23 protein-coding genes, 1 other RNA gene and 1 other annotated feature are annotated in these 23,680 nt (G+C 37.5%); of the genes, 1 reads left to right on the top strand and 23 read right to left on the bottom strand.

Annotated features, from left to right (window positions below; all coding sequences use genetic code 11):
* Positions 1-125: 125 nt before the first annotated feature.
* The 4 genes from ACVYAD_RS07130 to cymR all read right to left on the bottom strand — a co-directional run bounded on the left by ACVYAD_RS07130 (position 126) and on the right by cymR (position 3,891).
* A complete protein-coding gene (locus ACVYAD_RS07130; RefSeq protein WP_476425460.1) occupies positions 126-785 on the bottom strand; it encodes a tetratricopeptide repeat protein in 660 nt (219 codons plus the stop codon).
* 84 nt (positions 786-869) lie between these two features.
* Positions 870-1,994 (bottom strand): tRNA 2-thiouridine(34) synthase MnmA, encoded by a 1,125-nt coding sequence (gene mnmA, locus ACVYAD_RS07125; RefSeq protein WP_349660044.1) that lies wholly within the window; start codon positions 1,992-1,994, stop codon positions 870-872.
* A gap of 246 nt (positions 1,995-2,240) precedes the next feature.
* A complete protein-coding gene (locus ACVYAD_RS07120; protein ID WP_349660043.1) occupies positions 2,241-3,389 on the bottom strand; it encodes a cysteine desulfurase family protein in 1,149 nt (382 codons plus the stop codon).
* Positions 3,390-3,471: 82 nt separating this feature from the next.
* Positions 3,472-3,891 carry a cysteine metabolism transcriptional regulator CymR gene (cymR, locus tag ACVYAD_RS07115; RefSeq protein WP_053484768.1) on the bottom strand — a complete coding sequence of 140 codons (420 nt, stop codon included), beginning with the start codon at positions 3,889-3,891 and terminating at the stop codon, positions 3,472-3,474.
* Positions 3,892-4,146: 255 nt separating this feature from the next.
* On the opposite strand from cymR, the gene ACVYAD_RS07110 reads away from it, so the two are divergent.
* On the top strand, positions 4,147-5,436 hold the full coding sequence (locus ACVYAD_RS07110) for a replication-associated recombination protein A (protein WP_476425457.1): 1,290 nt from the start codon (positions 4,147-4,149) through the stop codon (positions 5,434-5,436).
* A gap of 130 nt (positions 5,437-5,566) precedes the next feature.
* On the opposite strand, the gene ACVYAD_RS07105 is transcribed toward ACVYAD_RS07110, so the two are convergent.
* The 19 genes from ACVYAD_RS07105 to hisS all read right to left on the bottom strand — a co-directional run bounded on the left by ACVYAD_RS07105 (position 5,567) and on the right by hisS (position 23,281).
* A complete protein-coding gene (locus ACVYAD_RS07105; protein ID WP_349660041.1) occupies positions 5,567-6,268 on the bottom strand; it encodes a hypothetical protein in 702 nt (233 codons plus the stop codon).
* A 373-nt stretch (positions 6,269-6,641) separates the two neighbouring features.
* The gene (locus ACVYAD_RS07100) at positions 6,642-7,160 is read right to left on the bottom strand and encodes a hypothetical protein (RefSeq protein ID WP_476425455.1); all 519 of its coding nucleotides are present in this window, start codon (positions 7,158-7,160) and stop codon (positions 6,642-6,644) included.
* A gap of 214 nt (positions 7,161-7,374) precedes the next feature.
* Positions 7,375-7,761 carry a hypothetical protein gene (locus tag ACVYAD_RS07095; protein WP_349660039.1) on the bottom strand — a complete coding sequence of 129 codons (387 nt, stop codon included), beginning with the start codon at positions 7,759-7,761 and terminating at the stop codon, positions 7,375-7,377.
* A gap of 352 nt (positions 7,762-8,113) precedes the next feature.
* Positions 8,114-8,875, bottom strand: coding sequence for a tRNA threonylcarbamoyladenosine dehydratase (locus tag ACVYAD_RS07090; RefSeq protein ID WP_349660038.1), 762 nt, complete (start codon positions 8,873-8,875; stop codon positions 8,114-8,116).
* 583 nt (positions 8,876-9,458) lie between these two features.
* The gene (locus tag ACVYAD_RS07085; RefSeq protein WP_476425454.1) at positions 9,459-10,433 is read right to left on the bottom strand and encodes an N-acetylglucosamine kinase; all 975 of its coding nucleotides are present in this window, start codon (positions 10,431-10,433) and stop codon (positions 9,459-9,461) included.
* A gap of 444 nt (positions 10,434-10,877) precedes the next feature.
* On the bottom strand, positions 10,878-11,960 hold the full coding sequence (locus tag ACVYAD_RS07080; RefSeq protein WP_349660036.1) for a DUF871 domain-containing protein: 1,083 nt from the start codon (positions 11,958-11,960) through the stop codon (positions 10,878-10,880).
* 26 nt (positions 11,961-11,986) lie between these two features.
* Positions 11,987-13,315, bottom strand: coding sequence for a PTS sugar transporter subunit IIC (locus tag ACVYAD_RS07075; protein WP_476425452.1), 1,329 nt, complete (start codon positions 13,313-13,315; stop codon positions 11,987-11,989).
* A gap of 45 nt (positions 13,316-13,360) precedes the next feature.
* Positions 13,361-13,681 (bottom strand): PTS lactose/cellobiose transporter subunit IIA, encoded by a 321-nt coding sequence (locus tag ACVYAD_RS07070; RefSeq protein ID WP_197145022.1) that lies wholly within the window; start codon positions 13,679-13,681, stop codon positions 13,361-13,363.
* A gap of 13 nt (positions 13,682-13,694) precedes the next feature.
* A complete protein-coding gene (locus tag ACVYAD_RS07065) occupies positions 13,695-14,003 on the bottom strand; it encodes a PTS sugar transporter subunit IIB (protein WP_197145023.1) in 309 nt (102 codons plus the stop codon).
* Between the two features lie 456 nt (positions 14,004-14,459).
* The gene (locus ACVYAD_RS07060; RefSeq protein ID WP_476425503.1) at positions 14,460-15,011 is read right to left on the bottom strand and encodes a GNAT family N-acetyltransferase; all 552 of its coding nucleotides are present in this window, start codon (positions 15,009-15,011) and stop codon (positions 14,460-14,462) included.
* A 15-nt stretch (positions 15,012-15,026) separates the two neighbouring features.
* Positions 15,027-15,635: a GNAT family N-acetyltransferase gene (locus ACVYAD_RS07055; protein WP_476425449.1), complete on the bottom strand. Its 609-nt coding sequence runs from the start codon at positions 15,633-15,635 to the stop codon at positions 15,027-15,029.
* Between the two features lie 108 nt (positions 15,636-15,743).
* Complete coding sequence (locus ACVYAD_RS07050; RefSeq protein WP_349660033.1) at positions 15,744-16,013, bottom strand: HPr family phosphocarrier protein; 270 nt, start codon at positions 16,011-16,013, stop codon at positions 15,744-15,746.
* A gap of 17 nt (positions 16,014-16,030) precedes the next feature.
* Positions 16,031-16,750, bottom strand: a complete 720-nt coding sequence (locus ACVYAD_RS07045) for a sugar isomerase domain-containing protein (protein ID WP_476425501.1) — start codon at positions 16,748-16,750, stop codon at positions 16,031-16,033.
* 4 nt (positions 16,751-16,754) lie between these two features.
* Positions 16,755-17,477, bottom strand: a complete 723-nt coding sequence (locus ACVYAD_RS07040) for a GntR family transcriptional regulator (RefSeq protein ID WP_476425500.1) — start codon at positions 17,475-17,477, stop codon at positions 16,755-16,757.
* 31 nt (positions 17,478-17,508) lie between these two features.
* On the bottom strand, positions 17,509-18,666 hold the full coding sequence (gene nagA / locus ACVYAD_RS07035; RefSeq protein ID WP_476425448.1) for an N-acetylglucosamine-6-phosphate deacetylase: 1,158 nt from the start codon (positions 18,664-18,666) through the stop codon (positions 17,509-17,511).
* Positions 18,667-18,929: 263 nt separating this feature from the next.
* Positions 18,930-19,469: a GrpB family protein gene (locus tag ACVYAD_RS07030; protein WP_476425447.1), complete on the bottom strand. Its 540-nt coding sequence runs from the start codon at positions 19,467-19,469 to the stop codon at positions 18,930-18,932.
* 106 nt (positions 19,470-19,575) lie between these two features.
* A non-coding RNA gene (gene ssrS, locus ACVYAD_RS07025) (6S RNA) lies at positions 19,576-19,775 on the bottom strand.
* A 139-nt stretch (positions 19,776-19,914) separates the two neighbouring features.
* Positions 19,915-21,684: an aspartate--tRNA ligase gene (gene aspS / locus ACVYAD_RS07020; protein WP_349660029.1), complete on the bottom strand. Its 1,770-nt coding sequence runs from the start codon at positions 21,682-21,684 to the stop codon at positions 19,915-19,917.
* 331 nt (positions 21,685-22,015) lie between these two features.
* The gene (gene hisS, locus ACVYAD_RS07015; RefSeq protein WP_476425445.1) at positions 22,016-23,281 is read right to left on the bottom strand and encodes a histidine--tRNA ligase; all 1,266 of its coding nucleotides are present in this window, start codon (positions 23,279-23,281) and stop codon (positions 22,016-22,018) included.
* 116 nt (positions 23,282-23,397) lie between these two features.
* Positions 23,398-23,639: a binding site (T-box leader), on the bottom strand.
* Positions 23,640-23,680: the final 41 nt, after the last annotated feature.

Genomic DNA, 23,680 nt, shown 5'->3' with positions numbered 1-23,680 from the left:
ATTTGCGAAGAAATGTACTTATACATTCAGGGGCGTTAGTTGAATAACAGCATTAACTTATTGTTCAGCAACACAAAAGGATGCCAATATATTTTCGGCATCCTTTTCGTGTTTTTAGAACTTTTTTAATTAAAGCGCTGTGCAATCATATCATAAAGATAACGTGCTTGGTCGTATTCTGGCTGTAACGTAAAGGCTTGTTTTAAGTGGTACATAGCATCTTCTGTTTGCTCAGTAGATACCGCATATAGTACACCCAAATTGTAATGTGCATCTGCGTTATTCCAATCCTGTTCGATCAAATAATCTAATTCTTTTTTACCTTCTAGGAACATTTCTAGTGCACATAGCACGATTGCATATGCCAGACGAATTTGTGTGTCTTCCGGTGCAAGCTCTGAAGCTCGTTGTAAATATGGCAGTGCAAGCTTCGGATTTTCCATTCGTTCAAAGCATTTGCCCATCATATAATACACATCTGCGCCTTCAATTTTATGCTTTAGCGCTTGTTCATAAAGCTTTACTGCCTCCGCATATCGTTCAGCGTTATAATATAAATTTGCTAAACCATAATAAGCAGTTGCTGCCGTTTCATCAACAGTGATTGCTTTTTGAAAGAAGCGTTCTGCACGTTCAGTATCCTCTAAGACCGCTAAGAGATTTCCAAAATTCACATAACCAATTGGGTTTCCTGGCTCTGCTTCAATTGCTTGTGTAAAAAGTTGTGCAGCATCCTCGTAGCGCTTTTCTTGAAAGGCTTGAATGCCCTGCTCGTTAAAATTCATCGTTTTTCTTCACCTCTATGTAGCGAAAGACTGCTTTAATTCTATACGCTTTAGAAAAAGTAGTATAAGCAGTCTTTTCGCTAATTAACCTACATATGTTAGTTTTTCGTTATTTTTAAAGACTTCGTCTATTGTACCGCCACCTAAACATTCTTCACCGTCGTATAGTACTACAGCTTGTCCAGGTGTAATCGCACGCACTGGCTCAGCAAACGTAATATGAGTACGTCCATCTTCTAAAATTTCCACTTCTACTGGTGTATCTGTTTGACGATAACGGAATTTTGCAGTGCATGAAAATTTCCCGGGCAATTTTTTTGTCGAAGTATAGCTCATTTTCACAGCAGTCAGCGAAGTAGAAAATAATGAATCATTATTGAAACCTTGTCCAACTAGCAGCACATTGCGCTCCAAATCTTTTCCTAACACGAACCAAGGTTCACCGTCGCCACCAATTCCAAGACCATGACGTTGACCAAGCGTATAGTACATTAATCCATCATGCTGGCCCATTACGACACCATCCATCGTCTCCATTTTACCAGGTTGAGCTGGTAAAAATTGACTTAAGAATTCTTTAAAATTACGCTCTCCAATAAAGCAAATTCCTGTTGAATCTTTTTTCTTCGCTGTAGCTAACCCAGCTTCCTCCGCAATTTTACGGACTTCCTTTTTCTCAATATGTCCAATTGGGAACATTACATGCGACAATTGTTCCTGTGATAATTGGTTTAAGAAATACGTTTGATCTTTATTATTATCAATACCACGAAGCATTTTCACTTCGCCATCACCACTTCGATCAACTCGAGCATAGTGACCTGTCGCTAAATAATCAGCTCCAAGATCCATCGCGTGCTCTAAAAACGCTTTAAATTTAATTTCCTTATTACACATAACATCAGGATTTGGTGTACGTCCTGCTTTATATTCTTCTAAAAAGTAAGTGAAAACCTTATCCCAATATTGCTTTTCAAAATTCACAGCATAGTAAGGAATACCGATTTGATTACATACTTTAATAACATCATCATAGTCTTCTGTAGCTGTACAAACGCCATTTTCGTCTGTATCATCCCAGTTTTTCATAAATATCCCGATTACTTCATATCCTTGTTGTTTCAGTAAATATGCAGCAACCGAAGAATCTACCCCACCCGACATGCCGACAACAACACGAATTTGTGAGGGGTCACGTGTTTCTTTCATTATGGTCACCTTTTCTTTTATTTAAATTCCATTAACAGTGTATTGATTAACCATTCGGATCATCTATTTCCACTAAGGGTTATGCGCTTTCCCGTGGGAAACTTTGCTCTGCGACGAATACGAAGCGACAGGAGCACTCGAGTAGCCCTACGTTACAATCAGTTAAATTGGCCATAAAAAAATCCTTTTATCGCTCAATAATAATCCTATTTTTTCCTAATCAACACGCCTGAATTTTTCTGCAAACTATTTTTTCGCGAGTCTTTTCACAATCGCTGTTGTTTTTTCTGCCGCATGTTGTGCATCAGCTTCTGTTAAACCTTGGCCGAAGCTAAAACGAATCGAGTTACGTAATTCCTCTGTATCTTGACCAAACATCGCAACTAATACGTGTGATGGATCAATGGAGCCAGCAGTACATGCAGAACCGCTAGATACGCAAATACCTGCCATATCCAGATTTACAAGGAATGACTCTACTTCCATACCAGAAAAACTTACATTTAAAACGTGTGGGAGCGTATTTTCTAACTCGCCATTTACATGAAATGCTAGATTTTCCTTCGTGAAAACATCCAGCATAATTTGCTTAAAGCGATTATATAGCGCACGCTTCTCTTCTCGCAACTCATTTGCAATTTGCACTGCAGTTGCAAAGCCAATCACTGCGGGTACATTTTCAGTACCTGCACGACGTTTTTTCTCATGTGCGCCACCTAATGCATAGCTAGTGAATGGTATTCCGGCTTTTTGGTATAGGAAACCAATACCTTTAGGCCCATTAATTTTATGTGCGGAAACACTTAGTAAATCAACATGTAAATCAGCAACATTAATCGACTCTAAACCATATGCTTGAACAGCATCTGTATGGAAAACAGCCTTATGCTCGCGTAGCAAATTACCAATTTCGGCAATCGGTTGAATTGTACCGACTTCATTATTACCGTACATAATCGTTACTAAAATTGTATCCTCACGCAATGCATTTCGCACGTCTTCTACAGACACACGTCCATTTTCATCTACGGGTAAATATGTCACATCAAAGCCATCTCGCTCAAGCTTCTCACAAGTATGTAACACCGCGTGATGTTCAATTTGTGTAGTAATAATGTGCTTTCCTTCAGCAGCCCGTGCATAAACAGTGCCAAAAATAGCCGTATTATCCGCCTCTGTTCCACCACTTGTTATAATAATTTCCCCAGGTTGAGCACCAATAGATTTGGCAAGTATTTCACGTGCATCATCTAAATATTTGCGCGCCTCTCGACCTATCCCATGAATACTTGATGCATTCCCATAAACTTGTTGCATTGCTGTAGTCATAGCGTTTATTACATTGTCATTCATTGGTGAAGACGCAGCATGATCGAGATAAATATATGAATTCATGTTGAAAACTCCTTTGTACGAAAAGCGCTAAAGATTCATCTCCATGCCATTGAGCAAGGAGATGTGCTTTAGCCTAGACATTTTAAATGTAGAACATATAGCCTTCCGCTACATTTTCCTCTGTATATTGTGCTAAATCTTCAATTGTCGTTGTATCTAATACATTTTTCACAGCATCACGAATACGAAGCCATAATTCTCGCTGAGGAGCTTCTTCATTTTCAATACCTTCTACTGGTTGAATAGGACCCTCTAACACACTAATTACATTAGCCGCAGAAATTTCACTTGGTGGATTTGCTAGCATATATCCACCATATGCTCCTCGCACACTTTTCACTAAACCTGAATTACGTAATGGTGAAACTAATTGCTCTAAATATGCCTCAGAAAGCTCCTTTTCTGCAGCAATTTTTCGCAGTGGAATAGGTCCTTCTCCATAATGCTTTGCTAATTCAATCATAATCGTTAGACCATAACGGCCTTTTGTAGAAATTTTCATTTTATCACCCTCAAATAGTCTAGTCAAAATACTACAAACAGTATATCATAATCTCCTCTCGTATAACTCGGAAATACTCTCAGGAGGTTATGATATACTATTAATTGCACCTTAGTATAGTTAGGCAAAATACTATTATCGTTTTATTTTAAGCAAAAAAACATTCAGCAAATCAACTATGCCTCGGCATAATTACATGACACCCGCTGAAATAAGTTGAAAATCAATAAAAACAGTTGAAAGGGGGAATTTTCAATGCATAATGAACCACTCGCTTATCGCATGCGTCCTTTAACCCTTGATGAAATTGTAGGACACCAAGATTTTATCGGTCCTAATACCGCTCTTTATAAAATGATTCAAAATGAGCACGTCCCATCCATGCTACTATTTGGTGAGCCAGGTATCGGCAAAACGTCAATTGCGAATGCCATAGCAGGAAGCTCGAACCTTCCCTTTTTCGCGCTTAATGCTACTCGCGCTGGTAAAAAGGATGTCGAGGATATTGTACAAGAAGCTAGAATCTCAGGAAAAGTCCTTCTTTTTTTAGATGAAATTCATCGTTTTAATAAATTACAGCAGGATGCTTTGTTGCCACATGTGGAAAATGGCTCAATCGTGTTAATTGGAGCTACGACGGAAAATCCATACCATGATGTAAATCCCGCTATCCGCTCACGTTGCGGAGAAATATACCAACTACAACGTTTAACGATAGAAAATATCATCGAACTTATAAAAAATGCACTTTCTGATGAGAAACGCGGGCTAGGTAAACATCATTTTGTCTTAACAGATCCTCAAATTGAACAAATTGCTGAAGCAGCTAATGGTGACGCTCGGAAGGCATTAACTTTGCTTGAATCGCTTTATTATGCAAGTGATGAAGTCGATGGTCGAACAATTGCTGCTGATCATATTCTTAAGCATCTTATCGGGAGAATTGGTGTTTATGGTGATAAAAAGGGATCTCATTTTTATAATTTGCTATCTGCGTTGCAAAAATCTGTTCGCGGAAGTGATACGAATGCAGCATTGTTTTATTTAGCTCATTTATTGGAAATAGGTGATTTAGTAGCTGTTAGTCGACGCTTACTTGTGATGGCTTATGAAGATATAGGCCTTGCCAATCCTGATGTAGGACCACATATGCTTGCGGCTGTACAAGCGGCAGAGCGTTTAGGGCTACCTGAGGCACGTATCCCGCTTGCAAGTGCTGTTATTGAAATGTGCCTTGCATCCAAATCTAATTCTGCAATTGCAGCCATCGATGCCGCTATTGCCAGCATTCATGAAGGAAAAACTGGCGATATTCCTCATCATCTACGCGATGCTCATTATGAGGGAGCAAAAGATTTAGGTCACGTAGGCTATCAATATCCCCACAACAACCCTATTGGCACGTTTGGTGGTTGGGTTGACCAGCAATATTTACCTGATGAGCTAGTAGGCACAGAATTTTATAAACCTGTTATTGCAGGTGAAGAAAAACGAATGGCAGTAATCTACGAAAAGCTTAAATCTTTTCATAAGGATGAAAAGTAATATCTTTACTTGATTATCTTAACTGAAAATCATAATATACTGTTTTTTCATAAAAGTAGGCACCTCAATTTGAACTAGAAGTGCCTTTTTTTATTTCCTTAATTCCTAAAAACAGAAAGAGTCTAAGCAATCATCCTGTAAAAGTCTCCTTATTTGTTGTGTAACGGTTATTGTAAAATCGGTTCAATATATCTTCCATATTTCTAATTGCAGATAATTTAGTCGTCTCTTTCTGCTCATCATGTAAATAATGAAGAAAATTATAAGTTTGATACAGTAGACTAGCAAATTCCTGAGAGTTCTCCCGTACTTCAAAGCGAATTGCTTTTACAGCAATCGCTTGACCTATTGATTGCTCCCTTGTCGGAGAGAGTTGATCCTCCGCATTTTCATCTGTAGTTCTATATAATAATTTTAATGCCTCATTTACTTCCTTGTTATCACTAAACCGTTCCTTTATCCACCGTAAGACAAATTGTACTAGGATAATGGCATAAATAAGTGACAAACTTTCATCACCAATAGATTTTTTCGACAAATGTTTAAAGTACTCAGCTTGTGTCACAAGTTCGAATATGATTAAACGAATTGGATATAGGAGAGCATGTTCACTGTTGATATATAATTTTTCTCCACCTTTATACAATGCCAACCAAAAATCTCTAACTAATGAGATAGATTTTCTTGTCGCGAGAGCTAATTCGCATTGAATAAGCTCATGTTCGAGTGTTTGTTGTATAAGCCGTAGAAATAATAATTCCTCATCCTCACTTACTAATAAGAGTGGATTTTCTAATTTCGCTACATCGATGTCGATACCATTTATTAACATTGAACAGCCCCCTTCCAATCAATTATGCCTCGACATAATTGTGCCGCCACTTCTTTTAACAAAACAATGATGAAAAATCTTACACATAGATTTTCAATTTTTTAACTATATTTCGACAAAAATTTATAAATACCTTTTAAGAAAAAAGTCCTTTTTTTATTTTCATACAACAAAATTTTAACACTTGTATACCATTCTTCTCTCAATAATCTATTAACAGCAACAAAAAAATCTGCAAAACTTTAACAATCAGAAAACCCCATCATCCCTCGCAAAGTAGCGTGCTATAAGGATTAATGGATTAACCGCAAAAAGTAAGCAGATTCTAAACTGTTATTCTATTATCTAAAAGTGATGATAAATCACTCCTATATTATTCTGTAAATTCATGCTCAACAAATAGTTTAAATTGTTGCATACATTGTTTGACTGCACCTTTTTGTTCAAGTACTGCATTTTGCAGTGATACAGTTTTCTCTTCATCTTTTACGACTTCGCTATAAAGTGCGAAAATCGCAGATAATAATTGTTCATTCTCTTCCTGGTCAATACTAGGTAAAGAATAGGCTGCAATTGTTAATAATTGCTCAACTTTTTCAGGTGTTTTTTGTAACTCATTAGAGGAATAATAAGTTGATACCGCTAAAAAATAGCAAAGCTTTGCACAACAATCTATAAACAAATGCCAATATGTATTGGCACTTGGCAATTCTCCTGCCCTATTATCTAAATACTCTTTATAATATGTTGTAACTTGTGTATATAAAGGATTTAGTCCTCTCATAGCCTTTGGATAATTATTAGATGTATCCAAATAGTCAAATACAATATCATTCATTTTCTGCTGAAGTTTTACAATATCTAAATGATCACGAATTACTTGAATCTCCATTTTACCACTCTCCGATGTTCTCATTTGTTTTCTAAACGCCATTTCTACTTCCCTAAGCAGTCGTGTACATTCCAAACAAATTGATCTATTATCTATTGGAATTTATTCAAATTATAGCAATAAACCAAATAGAGAAGTGGTCACATGAAAAAAATAAGACAATTTCGTGAATTAATAGCATTTTAAGCACGTTAGGCGAACTATTCTGGTAAAATTATGTTCTTTGAACATAATCATCAAATAAAGATTGCTCTTCCGTTCGATCAATTATTTCTTTTATACTTCCTTGCGCATATTTTTTTATTCTTTTTTGAGGTATATAAAAATAGGCAGTGTTTGTAATTAACCACTCACTAAGTGTTAGTTCATTACCCGGTTGCTGATTAGTCAATATACGTTTATGTCGGAGTATATCCGCCATTTTGTAAAAACCATCTGATAGCTCGTAAGCCGAAACATCAAAATTAAAAATAGGGCTAACAACCTGTCCAGCATCAAAAATGTGTATTGTTTGCCCTTCTTCATCAATAGCTAATTCTACTGTGCTAATTTCATCGAATAGATTTAAGCCTCTATATTCCATTTGATAGATTTGCTCCATCTTAAAATGCCTCCTTTTATAGGTTCTACAGCAAATATTGGAGGAGTCATAATGTGAAGCTGCCCTAACGTTCAGGCGACCGTCTCTCCCTCATTAACTACCTAACAAATATCTTAGACCTCTTTTTTTACAACGTTCCTATTGTAACATATAAAAAGTAGCTGTCTTCAACAAGACAGCTACTTCCACAAAATGGTTCGTCGGCATAACTAATAGTGATTTTCGTTCTTCCACCGATGCTTAAGGAGATACCATTTTTATTTTTATCGAGAAATTATTTAAGTTTATCGATAGATATTGTTATTTTTACCGATGATCATTTTGAATTTATCAACCAACTATCAAAAGTGCATTAGCCTTGTACACGTGTAATTTTTACATCCTTTACGATTGCATTCACTACCCAGCTCGCTGCAATTAAACCTGCCACTGAAGGAACGAAGGCATTGGAAGATGGCGGCATTTTTGCTTTGCGGATAGCTGCATCCGGTTTTCCGACATGCTCCACTACATCTGGACGAACTACAATCGGACTCTCATCCGAGAAAACAACCGTTACTCCTTTATGAATACCGTCCTTCCGTAATTTCGTACGGATTATTTTAGCCAATGGGTCCGTATGCGTTTTTGAAATATCCGCAATTTGGAAACGAGTAGGATCCATTTTATTGGCCGCACCCATACTAGAAATAATCGGTATATTTCGTTTTAAACATTCCTTCATAAGATGAATTTTATACATCACTGTGTCACTTGCATCAATGACATAATCTATGCCTTGTGCGAAAAATTGCTCATATGTTTCTTCTGTGTAAAACATGTGCATATCAATTACTTCACATTCTGGATTAATATCAGCAATACGCTCTTTCATGACACCTGACTTAGATTTTCCGACCGTTGAAAGGTAGGCAACTAATTGACGATTAACATTTGTAATATCTACATTATCCTTATCTACCAAAATAATGCGACCAATACCACTTCGTGCACATGCCTCAGCAGCAAATGAACCTACACCGCCTACACCAAGAATGGCTACTGTTGTATTTTTTAATTTTTCGAGTCCCTCTGTTCCTATAGCGAGCTCATTACGTGAAAATTGATGTAACATCCTTACACTCTCCGTCTGTTGAATTTTGATTCCGCTTTTAATGAGCACTATATAACTGCCCATAAAAGCACTATTAGTGAAAATGAATAATCAGCGGTAGATAAAGACCTTCCACTGATTACTTCATTAGTAAACCTAGTTATATACTAAGATAAAATCAAACTTATCTTACATTTTATCACGATATTCATCAAGTAAAAATTATAATAAAAAAAATTAAGTATTTCTACTAAATCAATTATGCCTCGGCATAATTGCGTCCAGAATCGGCCTTGTGCTTAGGCCTGCGTGAGGGCCGACACGATGTTGGTCATTTCGGTAATGCCACAGGAAGTGGCGCTTTTACCGATGCAGGTCAGATAGCCGTTATCGCATGGATGCGATGATTTTAGGCTAACATCCTATATTGAACTCCTTTCCGATTCCGTGACATCCGCTGAAGGAAGTTAGAATACTTATTAAGTATGTAAAGTTTGAATTAAGTCCACAAAAATCTATATGTAGGACACGATTTAAAGCTAGATGCCGAAATTTTAAGGCAATTGAACAAAACGTCATTCAATTGCCTTTCATCTTCTCGCTTTTATTCTTGTTCATAATTTTTAGAGAAAGATTCCACAAAATCTGCGCCAAGCTGAACGTTTATTTGCTTGAAAGCCGCAATTACTGCCCCACCAATTGGTTGTAAGATTGGCGCCATAAATTGCAATGGTATTCCGTCTGCTTGTGCAAATTGCTGCAATCCTTGTAAAAAATACGCTTCATTCTTAAAAACGCCTCCCACTAATACAACAGGTACCTCTCCTTCCTTCCAAGCCATATGGGAGTAACATGCTTTTATCGCCACATAATAGTTCTTACAAGCATCCTCCATGATTTTAGTAGCGACACGATCTCCTTTTTCTGCCACTTCAAAAACATATTTACTTAACGGTGCAATCACTGTCCGAGGATGTTCTTCTCCGTATATACACTCTATTAATTGTGGTACTTTTTCCACAGAAAAATATCGTAGTATAACATCTGTCAATGCTGTTGAGTCTCCTCGGCCATCATAGCTTTGAAAAATAGCCTTCAGCACTTGAATACCTAAATCATAGCCACTGCCCTCATCATCAAAAAGATAACCCCAGCCCCCTACTCTATGAAAATGATGCTCATGATCGTAGCCCATTGTGATAGCGCCTGTCCCAGCAATTTGCACAATGCCTGCATGTCCAAGTGTGCCTGCATAAAGTGCAATTAGAGCATCATTATCAACAAAAACATTTGTTGTTTTAGGAACGTATTGGCGTACTATCGTTTCTACAACTTTTTCTGCCTGTAGCTCCTTGACCCCAGCCATGCCAGCAAAACAACTATCGATAGCTGCAAAAACTTGCGAATTTTGTTGTTGTAAATTTTGCAGTATATTATGAATCGTTGACTGAAAATATTGAACATCCATTGCTGTAGGGTTACTTCGAGTCGTTACTACTTTTGTATAAATATTGCCGAGTTCATCACAAATCACTGCTGACGTTTTCGTTCCTCCACCGTCAATCGCTAATACATACATTTTTTTACTCCTTTCTTCTCCATCAATTTCGCCCTGGCTTAATTGTTAGTTGTCACTATCGAAAACATTGTTAATCAAAATAAAAAAGGATCACACCAAAACGTGTGGTTGATTTCCGTTCCGACTGGGCGCTTTATTGTTGCTGTCGCTACGCTTTCGCACAGTTAAAACAATTGTTGCTGTCGCTACGCTTTCGCACAGAGCAAAGCTTCCTGGGGGCGTCGGGGCAACACGATGTTGGTCACGAAGGCGTTATCACAGGATGTGATGCTCTTAGCCTTCGTTCCCCTATCACTCATCCCCTAGGAGTTGCCCAGTCTCCACTCCAATCAACTTATTTTCATAGTATATGTTATAACAAATGTCATCCACGACTTTAGGTGATGAACCATAAAAAAAGAGATTAAGCACTATTAACGAATGGCTTAATCCCTTCTCCTGTAATCATTTCGTAAAGCCAAATGATGCCCATGGCTGAATATGTGCTAATAAAAATTGTTCTTCTTCTACAACTCTAGCCACAACATTTGTTGACCCGGCATTCGGTATTTCCTTTAAAACAATTTGGAGCTCGCCCTTATAACGAACATCTAAATTATTATCGATTGTCACGTCCCCCAATGTTAATGGGCGACTATCGTGTACAGGGAAGTCACCATTTTTATACTTAACACGAGATTGCGTACTACGGATTACGTACTCCGAAACATCACCACGATTAAAATGCGGCTCCTTAAAAAGTATTGCTTCTTCTAAAATTGACGTTTCAACAGACTGTTCAACCTTCAGCTCTAGCTTATGACGATTTAATTGGCCTAATGCACGTAATTCTTCCTCAGAAGCATACATATTGCCAATAATACAATCATCTATTAAGCCAGTGTGCCATAAATCCTTCGCTTGCACAGTAATTGGCAAATGGCGATGTTCTTCTAATGTTGGTAAGCCATGCTCGGTTTCTTCCCAAGGTCCAAACATAGCATGCTGAGATGAGATCATTGCTGCTGTTCGAATATGATTAGCTTTAAATTGTTGAGACGTTTGTAAAAAATGTTGGCGTGATAGACCTGTAAAACGTCTAGGATAAAAATTATGGCAGCCAATAATATTATCTTTATTCGGTTGATAGGATAATATATTTTCTACATATTTAGTACCGTTACTAATATTTAACTCTACTTTCAAATTACTTGCATCGAGGGACATAAACGCTTCTTCCTGGCCCGAAAAACCCATATCTAAGCGCAATGCCGCTAAATGATAATGCTCTTTAAAGTACCCAATATCTTTATACGTTAAGCCTAAACTTTCAAAAACAGCTGGTGCAATATCAGCTGAAATTTCAAAGCCAAGCTGCTGCGCAAATTTGTTTATCTGTTGTAATTTTTGTCGCTCCTGATCGTTATTTAACGACATAAGACATGTAAATATTCGATCAAAACCATTATCATGAGCGAGCCGAACATACCGCTTCATATCTTCTAGTGTACTATGCTGAGGATATAGTGAAATCCCTAATCTTCTCAATTGCAAATACCTCCATTAGTTCACAATTACACTTCTACTTTTTGATTTTCTAATTTTGTAACTTGCTGTTCGTTTTGAGACTCTGATACTGCGACTCGCTGTTCATTCTGCTTTGCGATCCGGTTTGCCATCGAAATAAACGGTAAATAAATACATACTGCGACAATCAGTAAAACAATACTAAGAACAGCTCCTTGCCAAGATTGAGTCGCTAAGAATCCATTAATAATCGGTGGCGTTGTCCACGGAGGAGAAACCGTAGCTGCCGGCACAAAGCCCCACTTCGTTGCAAAGAAAGCAATTGTTACGTTAACCATTGGTGTCAAAATAAACGGTACAAATAACACTGGGTTTAACACGATTGGAAGACCGAAAAGTAATGGTTCATTAATATTGAATAGGCCTGGTGCTGCCGACAATTTTCCGACGGTATTATATTGTTTATTCTTTCTAGCGATAATGAAAATAGCAATTATAAGTGCTATAGTCGTACCTGAACCACCCATATTGATGAAGGCATCAAAGAATGGTTTATTTACGATGTATGGCGCTACTTCTCCAGATGAAATGGCTTTTACATTCGCTTCAATAGCTGGTAAATTGATTGTTTGCATAAATGGTTCGATTATGTTAGCACCGTGAACACCTAATGTCCATAAAAACGTAGGAATGAATGCTAAAACTAAAGCCGCAACCCATGTATTCGTTAAGCCCATAAACGGCTCTTGAATTGCTGTGTAGAATGAACCTACAATATCAGGAATATCAAAGCCTGCCGAAATAATTGTACGAACTAGAGCAAATAAACCAATTGTAATAATTGCAGGTAATAATGCAGCGAATGATTTTGAAACAGCTGGCGGTACACCATTCGGCATTTTAATTAATAGCTTAGGGTTGCCAGACAATCTACAAAATACTTCCGTTGACAGCAAAGCAACAATAATGGCTATAAACAAACCGCCTGTACCTGTTGTTAACCCTGTTAATCCACCTTCAGCAAAAGTTCCAAATGTCATATAACTGGAAAGACTGATGACACCGGCTGATAGTCCATCCTTGTCGTAGCTTTTTGCAAGATTGTAAGCAATGGTAAAGGCTAATAATAGCGAGAGAATTCCAAATGTCGCTCCCCAAATATTGCCGCCCCATTGTGTCCAAGTTTCATGCTTCCAAATAGCATCAAGTGCATTTTGATAAAATTTGATAGGCAAATTATTAACTAGTACCGCAAGTGATCCAACAATTGTCAATGGCATGATTGTAATAAAACCATCTCGAATGGCAACTAAATGACGCTGATTCCCTACCCTAGCTGCAACTGGCACAAATTTTTCTTCTAAAAAACGGAACATTTCACACACTCCCTTTACTTTTTATTGTGACATCAAGGCTTGATGCTACTCCCCTTTGATTCTTTCATACAACTCAATCATTTCTGATGCTAGATCACGAAACGTAATGGCATTCATTAAATGATCTTGCGCATGAATTAACAGCATTGACACTTCTACTTTTTCTCCCCTTGCCTCTTGTGACAGTAAAGCCGTCTGAGAATGATGCGCTTCAATCAATGAATCATTAGCTAGCTGTATTTTTTCCTTTGCTTCCTGAATCTGTCCTTTTTTTGCTAGCTGGATCGCCTCCATACATTCACTTTTCGTATTACCACTGTGCACAATCAGTCCCATAATAGATTCCATCAAAACTGTTTCTTCCATTGCCGCAGCCCCCTTAACCAATCAACTTTAACGCCTGATTTAAAACATTTTCGCCATTCATCATGCCGTAATCCATCATGTTAATAACATCAATAGGAAAATTTTCCTTGTATTTTGTTTCAAATGTTCCTTTTAAGTAACGGACTTGCGGACCTAGTAGCAGCACGTCCGCCATTTTAGTAGCTAATACTTTGTCGACCTCACTTTCAGCAATTGCATAAATATCTGCCTCAATATTTTGTTCTTGCGCTGCTTTCTGCATTTTCGACACTAGCAAACTAGTACTCATTCCCGCTACACACACTAGCATAATGTTTTTCATCTAAACACTCCTCTTTGTAATTTAAGTTCGTCTTTCTAGCGATAATATCTATCAATTACGCCTTGGCATAATTGCGTCCGGAATCGGCCCGAGGCTTGTGCCAACACGACGTTGGTCACTCAGTCTTGTGTTGCTGCCGCTTCGCTTTCGCACAGATAAATTGCCACAGGACGTGGCGTTCTTAGACTGAGTTCCTCTACTTCAGCGAATGTTTGGATTTGCTGAAAGATGTATGAAATCGCTTTCTTAAGTTGAGAATAGCACCTATTGGTATATACCACAATATCCTTTTTACACTATTTTTTTCCTCAAGAAATGGTTTTAAAAACTGGGCTATACCGTTGTTCCAGACTACTGAAAGGATTCATTTAAGTGGTATAGTCCAGAAAAAAGTTTAAAAAAATTTAAATTTTCAGAACCAATTATCCGATAGTTATTCATTCATGAACGCTTTTCTTAAAAGTACTCATAAAATGCTGGTTTAATAGAGGGTAATGCAAGCTGCCATCGATCAATTATGTCTTCAGTCAAATGTTTATTTGTATACATAACCGCATCCTTTACAGTTAAATAGCCAACCATCATTGCTGAAAAAAGATTAATTGTTAATGTTAACATATGCATTTCTGGGATAGAATTAGTCTCTATTATCGAGACATCTCCACTTTTATTTATTTGAAATACGTGTTCATTCCAACTACAAAACGCATCTTCAATTTGAATATATAGCGGCTCCTGAATATCACCCCACGGATAATGTTGCATAAACCTCAAAGCGTCAACGATCCTAACCATCACATCTTGAACGACTTCCTTTTTAAACTGTGGCTCTTTAAAATAGAAGCCAAATTGGTGGTTGTTAGAGGTAACTCCCTTAATGTTACTTACACTCGCCGCATGCGACGTTATAAAACGCCATATCGCTTGTTCTGCAAGTAAATCCTCAGCAATAAAATCATGAATCTCAAACGTCTCATCCTTAATTTTATAACGAATATAACCTGCAATTTTATCATCGTTAAATTATGCCGCAAAATGGCTATCAGGCATCCTTCTCTCTATTCTTTTCCACCACGCATCATTTCGAAGCATACTTCCATTATTGACAAGTGCTTGTGCATTATGAAAATCCTTAATCACCTGAAAAAGATCACGCTCTGGCCATTCAAAGCTCATACGTTTTACAACGTCCAATTGCTTTCCGAAAGCAGGAAACATCGATTGTGGAATCGTGTAATGTAGCTTCTCAAAAAATAATTCCCATCCAAAATAACGATAAAAGGATACAGAAAATGGTGCTAACACAGAAATGCTTTGCCCATTCTCTCGCATTTTCTTCAGTGCCTCTGTCATAAGCTTTTTGATAATCCCCTGTTGCCGATACTCAGGATAGGTTGCAACAAAGCCAATTCCGCCCATATCATAATTTTTACCATTAATTGTCATGTTGAGTGGCAATATTAGGAGCTGTCCAACGACTTTATGTTCATCGTAAGCCCCTAATGTTGTGCTATGCTCAACCCAATAATGAAAATCATCTCGACGCGCACCAGTATACTTATTAGGAAAACAATAATCTCTTAATTGATGTACCTGTAAAAAATCTTTTGGTGGGATTATTTTTATTTCCATAGAAAAAAGACCCCCTTTCCACATTGAATATCTCGCAATTAAAGTTACACTTACAAACTACCGTGATTCTTTATAGTTTGCCCCAAGAGACAACAATGCCTTTAATGTTTAGTATTCTTCTCCAATTCCTTTAGAAATAATTAATTCTGTTACTGTTTGAAAAAGTTTCTCAGCATCAGGCCCATCTGCTGAAATTTCTACAATGCTTCCGGGTGCTACTCCTTGTGCCATAACACCCATAATTGATTTTAAATTGACTGATTTCTCTTTATAAGTTAATTGAACATCACACTCAAATGGTGTGACTGCTGTTACAAGTAAAGCTGCAGGTCTAGCATGTAGTCCCTCCGGCGCTGTTATTTTATATGTTTTCTTCATAGATATCCCTCCGCTTGTCATTTAAATTTTATTCGATGTTGATAATAGGCAATCATAGCCTCATTATGAGACGAATCCGAGTCAACATTATTGCTTTTAAAAACGGGTAATACTTCGTCTGATATAGCTATGATCTCAATGACTTCACTAAATAATATATTTAATATAATTGAACCAATAACTGTAGAGGATGGGGCATACTGTATATCATTGTGATGCAGTAAACCATCTCCTATTGGTATATGCGTATTGATCACTTTATCTACAATTTCCTCTAAGCGCTTCCCACTTTGATGACGTGTCTTTTGCTCGCAATAAGTAAGCGATTGCAGAGACATGACAAGTACTCCCGCTTCTTTCGCTAAAAATGCTACATCTATAGGTGCTTGATTTCTCCCAGATGTTGAAATAACAATGCAAACATCATTTTCATGAAAATCAAAATGATCTTTATACTGTTCAATGATCGTCGGGTCCTTTTCATTTTTTGATGATGTCATTGCTCCTGCATGTAATGTTAGAGGTTCAATAATTATAGGACGTACAGGTACAAGCCCTCCCGCTCGATAAAATGCGTCTTGCGCTAAAAGATGCGAATGGCCACAACCAAATAATTGGACGATTCCTCCGCGTTGAAGCCTTTGTACAATTAATTGTGCGGCTTCTTTTATTTGGGCATATTCTTGCTCTTTAACGATCTGCATTATCTTTTGAATTTCTAGAAAATATGCATCCATAAGATCACCTTTTAATTTCACTAATGAATTTGTATCGATCAGCTCGGTAAGTACTTCGCACAAGCTCAAACGGAACTCCATCAGATAAATAACTTGTACGTTTAATAATTAACACCGGTGCAGTATGATTAATTTGCAAAAATTTACTATCTTCTTTTAGAACAATAGCCGCCTCCATTTGCTGAATAGCGTTTCCAATTTTTTGATGGAACTTTGCCTCAATTAACGCGTATAATGACCCCATTATTTTCTTTTCATCTAATTCAGGATATATTTTTACTGGAATATATGTTCTTTCGATGGCCATTGGCTTGGAATCAGCACTACGAATTCGTACAACGAAGAATACCTCTTCACCAGCCTCTAACATGAGATCTCTAGCAATATCAACTGGTGGTAGGATTTTCTCAAAGCGTAAAACTTTACTGCTTGGTTCCATCCCTCTAGCTCGCATATCCTCTGTGAAACTTGTTAATCCTTTTAACGGTTGTTCTAATTTTGGATTAGCGACATACGTACCTCTGCCTTTTTCACGATACAGCAATCCGCTATTGACTAAATTTGTGATAGATTGACGAACAGTCATTCTACTAACATCAAACTGCGTAGAAAGCTCTCGCTCAGAAGGTATATTTTCACCGATTTTGTATTCTTCTAAATAAATACGTTGTTTAATGATCTCTTCTATTTGTATATAAATAGGTATATGAGAATTTTTATCTAACAAACCTTGTACCATCCTTATCGCCTCTTTACTTTCATTTCTCAAATACAACTTTACCCCGACAAATAGTTTTTTGTACATTTAAATTTTCATCTAGTAATACAAAATCTGCATCATAGCCTTCTGCAATACGACCTTTCGTTGCAAGTTGTAATTGCTTAGCAGCATTCGTAGAGGACATTGCGACAATTTCCTGCAATGAGCAATTGGTGATTGCTTTCATATTTTTTACCGCTTGTTCCATCGTTAGTACACTACCAGCCAAAGCCCCATTAGATAAATGGGCGCCATCCTTAGAAACATGAACGGTTTGACCACCTAAATCATAATCACCGTGATGTAAACCTTTTGCCCGTATCGCATCGGTAATTAAGATAATACCCTTCGCGCCTTTTATACGATACGCTAGCTTAATAGCTTGAGGATGACTATGCACGAAATCTGCAATAATTTCTGTCTTTACTAGATCATTTAAAAGCACTGCACCAACGACACCTGGATTGCGATGATGGAAAGGGCGCATTTGGTTATATAAATGTGTAGCTTGCCTTACTCCCAATACTACTGCCCGATCCACCTCTTCCATGGAAGCGTCAGAATGGCCAATCGAAGCGATAACATTTAAATCCTCTAACGATTCAATAAATGGAAAGCCTCCTTCTACCTCAGGGGCAAAGGTAACTTGTTTAATGCGTTGCTTACTTACTTTATGCCAGTATGCAAATTGCTTCGTAGACGGTAAAATAATATATTCTATTGGTTGTGCGCCTGCCCGTTTTTTCGATATATACGGTCCCTCTACATGTATACCTAATAAGCTTGCCTCATCCTCATTATTTTCAAATTGACCAACATTCTCTAAAGCGCTTTCAATTGCTTCTTTAGATTGCGTCATTGTAGTAGCAAGGAAGCCTGTCACGCCTTCCTGAACTAAAGAGCGTGCCATTTGATGCAGTGCAAATTGCGTAGCATCCATCACGTCATGCCCGGCAGAGCCATGTATGTGCATATCAATATAGCCGGGTAACAGGAACCAATTATTATCTTTGCCATCTATATACCGCTCAGCCTTATCAGACAAATTATGATTTATTTTAATAATCTTACCATCATTAACGTGAATGTCTCCTTTAAACGGCGCTTCATCATGATTGACGATCGTAACATTTGAAATTAAAAGTGTATTCTTCAATAGATCACCCCCTAGCGTTTTTTTGAGGAGCTTGACTGAAGCTACAGGCAACTTCTTTATTCGGTATAGTTGTCTATACCAATTATATGATGCTTTCCTAAAAATAAAAAGTGATTTTTTAATATTTTCCAAATTTTTAATCTAAATCATTATAGCGTGGGGTTGATTTCCGTTCCAGCTGAGGGCGTCCGATGTGCCCCGAGGAGTCGCCCAGCCGCAACGAAGATCAACTTATACACAAAGCATAATGTTTTTTATAAGTATCATTCAATTTTTCTTTCATTAATTGAACAAATCGATTGTACAAATTGCTCTTTATACGATGTATATTCATCTATTCCTTGTAAATTGCTGTTAAGGAAATTTAATTTTAACTTTTCATACTGTCTTTTAATTGATTCCTTTTCATTTAAATAATCTCTAAAAAACAATAAATCACACCATTTTTCTCCTTCATAATTTACTAAGTGTACAAAATGTGTTTTGATTTCGAATGTATCGTCTGTAAATTTTGCAAATACAATTTCTGCCGGTCTTTCTACACGCAGTCTATAAAAACCAGCTTTATTCATTGCTTTTAAAAATGAATCTGAAATAGTATCAATATCATCAACGCCCATTACAATATCAATGACTGGCTTTGCCTGAATTCCCTCAATCGATGTACTACCAATATGTTGAATACGATCAAAATGGATATTTGTATGTTTGATAATCTCGGAACGAGCTCGCATAAATTCATTTTTCCATTCACTATCATATGGTACGATTTTTACTTCATTCTTTTTTAAGCCAAGGATCATCGCCAGTACTCCTCTAATTTTTTTTGTTCTGCTTCTAATTGTTTTTTGAATAACACTAAAAAAGGAGCTATTTAAATGCTCCTTTTTTGCTTAATAACTATGTATGACGAATCCCGATTGTGCCGTTATGCCAAGAAACATTCGTTTTGAACCCGCATTTCGCAGGGGGGTGCCCGCTTTGCAGCTTTAAACGTCCCGCTCCGCATGGGGCTTGTTTGCGACTACAAAATGAAGGCTCCCGATTCTATAGTGTTCGGTCAAAACTGTTAAGTAGAGCTAGCAATTAGACAAACACATCAGGATTCGTATTACAGTTATAATAACACTATATTTCTGATAATTCAAACTATTTTCTTTAAAAAAATCTGTATTCTTGCGAAAACGCAAAAAATACCTAGATTCCCAACAAATTTTGCTAGGGAATCCAGGTATTTAGAAGTACAAATTATTTTCTGAATGGTTTGATGGCTAAGCTTAACTCGCTCAATTGATCAGGAGACACTTCACTAGGTGCGTTTGTCATTAAGCAGCTAGCACTTGCTGTTTTCGGGAATGCAATTGTGTCACGTAAGTTAGTACGGCCAGCAAGTAGCATTACGAAGCGGTCAAGACCAAATGCAAGACCTCCATGTGGTGGTACACCATATTCAAATGCTTCTAATAAGTAGCCAAATTGAGCTCTTGCTTCTTCTTCTGTAAAACCAAGTAAATTAAACATTTTTTCTTGTAATTCACGCTCATAAATACGCAATGAACCTCCACCAAGCTCATAACCGTTTAATACGATATCGTATGCTTGTGCGCGGACTGCAGAAGGATCTGTTTCCATTAATTGAATATCTTCGTCAAATGGACGTGTGAATGGATGGTGTGCTGCTTTATAGCGACCATCTTCTTCAGAGTACTCTAATAATGGCCAATCTGTAATCCATAGGAACGCAAATTGTGATTCATCTATTAAGTCTAATTCTTGACCTAATTTCGTACGTAGGGCACCTAATGAAGCTGCTACAACAGACGCTTGATCAGCTACAAATACTAAAATATCGCCCACTTCCGCTTTCATACGTTCGATTAAAGCAGCTGCTAATGCATCGTCAAAGAATTTTGCAATCGGTCCGTTTAAGCCTTCTTCAGTTACTTTTAACCAAGCAAGACCTTTTGCTCCGTAAATACCAACAAATTTTGTTAGCTCGTCCATGTCTTTACGAGAGTATTTATCTGCTGCACCTTTAATGTTAATACTCTTTACTTGTTTGCCTTGTGCCACTGTATCAGCAAATACTTTGAAATCACAGCCATCAAAAATGTCATTTAAATCAACAAGCTCTAAACCAAAACGTACGTCTGGTTTATCAGAACCGTAACGATCCATTGCTTCTTGATATTTCATTCGTTGGAATGGAGCAGGGATATCAATTCCTTTTACTTCTTTCATAACTGCTTGGATTAAGCGTTCGTTCATTTCAATAATTTCTTCTTGCGTTAAAAAGCTTGTTTCAATGTCAACTTGTGTAAACTCTGGTTGACGGTCAGCACGTAAGTCTTCATCACGGAAGCAACGTGCGATTTGGAAGTATTTTTCAAAACCTGATACCATTAATAATTGCTTAAATAGCTGTGGTGATTGTGGTAATGCATAAAATTCACCTTCATGAACACGTGATGGTACTAAATAGTCACGAGCCCCCTCTGGAGATGATTTTGTTAAAATTGGTGTTTCTACTTCTAAGAAGCCTTCGTTTTGTAAGAAGTTTCGAATTGTACGCGTAACGTCAGAACGCATTTTGAATGTATCAAACATAACCGGACGACGTAGGTCAAGATAACGATATTTTAAACGTAAATCTTCGGATACGTCTGTGCGATCTTCAATTTGGAATGGTGTTGTTTTTGCTGTATTAATGACGATTAATTTTGTTGCTTCAACTTCAATCTTACCATTCGGTACATTTGGGTTGATTTGGTCTTCTGAACGAAGGATTACTGTTCCTTCTACTTCAATTACATATTCACTACGTACTTTATCAGCTAAAGCATGTGCTTCTGCTACATCAGGGCTAAACACTACCTGTGTGATTCCAGTACGGTCACGTAAATCAATGAAAATTAAACCACCTAGGTCACGACGACGTTGTACCCAACCTTTTAATACGACTTTTTCACCTTGTAATACTTCTGAAAGCTCGTTACTAGCATGCGTTCTTGTTGCCATTTATTTAATTCCTCCAAAATTTATTTGCTCATCACCATAACTTAAAGTTGATTTCCGTTCAGACTGGTGCTTTACTGGGGCGTCCAGTTTCAACTTACCCACTTGACATATGTTTTTACAATATGTCATCCCTAACTTTTGATGATGGACCGTTTATTTTAAATATGTAGCATACACTTCCTACTAAGTAGAGAATTAATGCCATGGAAAATTAGCTATCCGTTCATTGTTAAATGAATTAACTGTCCAAAACGACGTAGATATTTGAATCATTTGGACAGTTAATCCTGTAATGATAAAAACGATTTATGTTTTAACAGTTTGTGTTCGTTTATTGTTTTAAAAGGTAATTCACTAATTCTGAGAACGCTACTTTTTGTTGTTCTCCTGATTCCATATGCTTAACAGTAGCTACTTGCTCTTCAAGCTCTGTTTCACCTAAAACAATCGTATATTTTGCACCTAAACGGTCTGCAGATTTCATTTGAGCTTTCATTTTACGATCTAAATAATCCATCTCAGCAGAAATGCCCTTTGCACGGAAGGTACTTGTTAATTCTACTGTTTTTAGCTTCGCATCTTCGCCCATAGCGATCATATAGACATCAAGTCCTGATGCTGTGTCTAATTCAACACCTTCAGCTTCAAGTGCTAGCAACAAGCGTTCAATACTTAATGCGAACCCGATACCTGGTACATCTGGTCCACCAATTTCTTGTACAAGGCCATTGTAGCGCCCACCACCACAAAGTGTAGTAATCGCTCCAAAGCCAGAAGCCGTTGACATAATTTCAAAAGTCGTATGATTGTAATAATCAAGACCTCTTACAAGGTTTGGATCAACCTCATATGAAATTCCCAACGTATCTAAATACGTTTTAACTTGTGCGAAATATGCTGCTGATTCTTCTGTTAGGAAATCAGTTAATGCTGGTGCAGATTTCATTAATGGGTGCTCACGGTCTACCTTACAGTCCAAAATTCGTAGTGGATTTTTTTGCAAACGATTTTGGCAATCCGAACAAAACTCTTGAATTTGTGGTTCGAAGTGTTGTAGCAGTGCTGTACGGTGTGAATCACGTGTTTCTTTGTCGCCAAGTGAATTAATGACTAATTTTAAATCTTTTAAACCAGCTGAACCATAGACATCCATTGCTAGCGCGATTACTTCCGCATCGATAGCTGGATCCGCTGAGCCAATGGCTTCTACTCCAAATTGAACAAATTGACGGTAGCGCCCTGCTTGTTGACGTTCATAGCGGAACATAGGTCCTAAATATGAAAGCTTTACTGGTTGATCAGGTGCACCAAACATTTTATGCTCAACATAAGAACGAACTACTCCAGCTGTATTTTCCGGACGTAATGTTAACGAACGGCCACCGCGATCTTCAAATGTATACATTTCCTTTTGAACAACATCTGTTGTTTCACCGACACCACGTGCAAATAAATCTGTTTGTTCAAAAATTGGTGTACGAATTTCGTTGTAACGATAGACACGGCAAATATCACGGATAACCGCTTCTACCTTCTGCCATTTTTCAGATTGACCTGGCAAAATATCTTGCGTCCCTCGTGGAACTTTAAAACTCATAGAAATACCTCCTTTGTAAATTGCTTATGAGCAAGCTGTCTTCTGGATTTTTATCATTTTAAGTATGAAATCCTTAAAATTTTTCCAATAAAAAAGCCCTCGCCACCTTGCGTAATGCAAGGGACGAGAGCTGTACAAGCTTCCGCGGTTCCACCCTAGTTGACGCATCAAATACATGCGTCCTCCTCCTGATCGGATAACGGCCGATTCCGTTTTTTCCTACTAAGCATTACTTTTCAGAAAAAAGCCTCTCAAGTGTTATTCACGTTATACGTTTTTGTAGGAAAGATTTCAGCCTAGGTCTTTCCCTCTCTTCTCCAATAGAGGTATGCGCTACTTGCTTGGTCATAAGCGGTTAATCATTTTTTGATTACCCTTTATGTTAGTCACTACAAAAGG

It is taken from the genome of Lysinibacillus sp. G1-3, assembly GCF_056322905.1.
Note: the sequence above shows the minus strand (reverse complement) of the source record. Positions and strands in the feature narration are given on the sequence as shown.